Source organism: Mesorhizobium sp. M2A.F.Ca.ET.042.01.1.1 (genome assembly GCF_003997405.1).
Lineage (GTDB): Bacteria > Pseudomonadota > Alphaproteobacteria > Rhizobiales > Rhizobiaceae > Mesorhizobium.
Genome location: NZ_RZRX01000418.1, coordinates 1 through 3328 on the forward strand (window position 1 = coordinate 1; position 3328 = coordinate 3328).

At 64.1% G+C, this 3328-nt stretch carries 4 protein-coding genes; 1 reads left to right on the forward strand and 3 read right to left on the reverse strand.

Translation table 11 applies throughout. The annotated features are described in order from the left end of the window. A partial coding sequence (locus EOA23_RS32945; RefSeq protein WP_127307137.1) for a VOC family protein occupies window positions 1-322 on the reverse strand: 322 nt, incomplete at its 3' end. 254 nt (window positions 323-576) lie between these two features. Between EOA23_RS32945 and EOA23_RS32950 the strand changes: the two genes are divergently transcribed. Then, a complete protein-coding gene (locus EOA23_RS32950) occupies window positions 577-882 on the forward strand; it encodes a ribbon-helix-helix domain-containing protein (protein ID WP_126060664.1) in 306 nt (101 codons plus the stop codon). Here the strand turns inward: EOA23_RS32950 and EOA23_RS32955 are convergent. Both EOA23_RS32955 and EOA23_RS32960 read right to left on the reverse strand, forming a co-directional pair. Then, complete coding sequence (locus EOA23_RS32955) at window positions 879-1586, reverse strand: DeoD-type purine-nucleoside phosphorylase (RefSeq protein WP_126060663.1); 708 nt, start codon at window positions 1584-1586, stop codon at window positions 879-881. The genes EOA23_RS32950 and EOA23_RS32955 overlap by 4 nt on opposite strands. Window positions 1587-1748: 162 nt before the next feature. Beyond that, on the reverse strand, window positions 1749-3328 hold a 1580-nt coding region (locus EOA23_RS32960), incomplete at its 5' end, for an ATP-binding protein (protein WP_127307138.1).

Sequence of the window (3328 nt, forward strand, 5' to 3'; positions counted from 1 at the left end):
GGGCAATCCGCACCCCGTCGCGGTTGAACTCGACGATCTTCCCCGGATTGAACCCGAGCGCGCCGATCCGGTCATGCTCGCTGTCGAGATCGGCGACCGAGACGGCGAGATGGCCGTAGCCGTCGCCCAGCGCATAGGGCTCGGTGCGCCCCTTGTTCACGGTCAGCTCCACCTCGAAGGGCGAGTCCGCATTGCTGAGATAAATCAGTGTGAAAGTCTCGAAATCGAGCCGCTGCGCCACCTCGAGGCCGAAGGCCTTGTAGAAATCGACGGACCGTGCCTCGTCGAGAACCCTGATCATGGAATGGATCGCCTTCGCCAAATCGGACTCCGCAGCTTTCTTGATTTCGAAGCCGATTATGCGTGCTGGCGAAAAAAGGTGGTGGCAGCCGATTACCACGCATGCGGCTTGGAAATGGGTAGTCTCCCGGCGCGGGCGAGGATGGGCGCGCCTAAGGACGAAAGTCTGATTGCCGTTGCCGGCCATTGGATCGAAGATGACAAACGCAGGCAGTGTTCAAAAAGGCGCCGGCTCGCTCAATCGGCGCCCAAGACAAACAAAAACGGGAGGTACTGATGTGCAGAGTCTTCGCCGGGCAAAACCCGGAAGGCTACCGGCAGATCAACCGGTCGATTCGCATCGACGGTCATTCGACCAGCATCCAGCTCGAGGCGACGTTCTGGGATCTGCTTGACGAGATCGCCGACAGCCAGGGACTGACGACACCGAAATTCATCTCGAAGCTCTATGACGAGGCGATCGAGATCAACGGCCAGATCCCGAACTTCGCCTCCATGCTGCGCACGACCTGCGCGCTCTATCTGCGCGGCCACCGGCCCAATGCCGAGGAACAGGCTGCGTTGAAGCGGGAAGCCGCCTAAGCCGCTGCCGCGACTTCGAGCGCCAGCCGGCTCATGTCGGTGAAGAGGGCCTGACGCTCCGCATAGTCCGTCAGCTCGCCGGTGGCGATGTGATCGACCACGGTGAGCAGCGACAGGGCGCGTGCGCCGAACTGTGCGGCAATCCGGTAGAGCGCGCTGGTCTCCATATCGACCGCCAGCGCCCCAAGCGCCCTCGGCTCGTCGAACCGCGCGCGGCCGTCGGGATGGTGGAACACGTCGCTACAGATTGTCAGCCCGGCGCTGCAGGCGATGCCGAGATCAGCCGCGCGTCGCAGCGCCAACGCATGCAGCGCCGGATCCGGTCCCGCCGGGTGGTACAGCCCGAACACCTGTCCGCTAACTGCACTCTCTGCCCGCACTTCGCTGGAGATGACGAGCCCGCGCAAGGGCACATCGTCTGACAAGCCGCCACTGGTGCCGGTGCGTATCAGCGTCTTCGCGCCATGATAGTCGAGCAATTCATGGGCGTAGATCAGGAAGGATGAAACGCCGATACCGGTCGCCTGGATGCTGACCGGCTTGCCGCGGAAGCGACCGGTGAAGCCCAGCGCGCCCCTTCGGCGGTTGACGCAGCGAGGCGCCTCGAGAAAGGTCTCCGCCATCCATTGAGCGCGCTCGGGATCGCCCGGCAACAGCACCGTTTCGGCATAATCGCCCCTGTCCGCCTCGATATGCGGCGTCACGCGCTACCACCCCCATGATAGACCCATCCGGCCGCCATCATGGCAGGGCTGTCGCAATGTGCAAGCGATAGCTGATTTAGAAGCAGTTCCAGCGAGCTGTAAGGCGGTCAGGCACCAGCGCCTTCGCCCTGGGTCGTCCGTCCGCAATTGCGTCAAAGCGCTCTAGGATTCCAGCACGTCCTTGACGATCGTCGCCAATTGCTTGAGCGAGAACGGCTTCGGCAGGAAGCCGAAATGGGCGTCGGCCGGCAGGTTCTTGGCAAAGGCGTCCTCGGCATAACCCGAAACGAACACGAACTTGATATCCGGCTGACGCTTGCGCAACTCGCCGAGCAATGTCGGCCCGTCCATCTCCGGCATCACCACGTCGGACACGACGATGTCGACCTTGCCGCCGAGCGCCTCGAACACTTCCAGCGCCTCGACGCCGGACGACGCCTCATGCACGGTGTAGCCGCGCGACGTCAGCGCCCGCACACCGCCCATGCGCACGGCGTCCTCGTCCTCGACCAGAAGCACGGTGGCCGAGCCGGACAGGTCCTTGGCCGTGTCGGACGGCTTGGCCGGGGCCGCCGCCATGGCTGCCGGCGCTTCGCCGGGCTCGGCCTGCTTCTTCACCTCGGCGATGTGGCGCGGCAGGAAGATGCGGAACACCGTGCCCTTGCCGACCTCGGAATCGCAGAAGATGAAGCCGCCGGTCTGCTTGATGATGCCGTAGACCATCGACAGACCGAGGCCCGTGCCCTTGCCCACTTCCTTGGTCGTGAAGAACGGCTCGAAGATCTTCTTCAGAACGTCGGGCGCGATGCCACTGCCGGTGTCCTCGACATCGACGAGCACATAGTCGGCCGGCGTTAATTCGCGATAGGCGAAGGATTTGCACTCTTCCGCCGTGACGTTGCGGGTGCGCACGGTAAGATCACCGCCGCTCGGCATGGCGTCGCGCGCGTTGACGGCGAGGTTGACCACCACCTGCTCGAATTGGCCGATGTCGACCTTGACCGGCCACAGGTCGCGCCCGTGGTCGATCTTCAGCTTGATGTCGTTGCCGACAAGGCGGGCGAGCAGCATCCGGAGATCGGCCAGGACATCGGTCAGGTTGAGCACTTCCGGCCGCAGCGTCTGCTTGCGCGAGAAGGCCAGCAATTGCCGCACGAGCGAAGCCGCCCGATTGGCGTTCTGCTTGATGTTCATGATGTCGGGAAAGGACGGGTCCGACGGCCGGTGGTTGGTCAACAGAAGGTCGGACGCCATGATGATGGCGGTGAGCACGTTGTTGAAGTCGTGCGCGATGCCGCCGGCAAGCTGACCGACCGCCTGCATCTTCTGACTCTGCGCCATCTGGCCCTCGAGCGCCTTCTGCTCGGTGGTCTCGACCGCATAGACGATGGCCGATTCCTCGGCGCCCTCGCCGCCCGCGCTGTCGGCGACGGCGTTGACGTAGAAGCGGATGTGGCGCTCCTCATTGCCGGGCAGCACGGAGTCGATCGGCTCGATATTGGCCTGCCGCTGCCTGGCCCTCTCGAGGGCGGCGGCGAAGGCCGGACGGTCGCGTTCGTGGACGATGGTCTCGAACCTCACCCGCCGGTCGACGGCGTCCCGGTCGACCACGGATGAAAACAGCTGCAGGAATGGCGCGTTGGTGCGCAGGATGCGCCCGCTCGCATCGACGCCCGCGATAGCCATGGGAGTCGAGTTGAAGAAGCGGGTGAAGCGAATCTCGGAGGCCCGCAGTTCCGCCG

Excerpts from the sequence above, each read along its gene's own strand:
- EOA23_RS32950 (WP_126060664.1), top strand. The coding sequence starts at position 577 with ATGTGCAGAGTCTTCGCCGGGCAAAACCCGGAAGGCTACCGGCAGATC.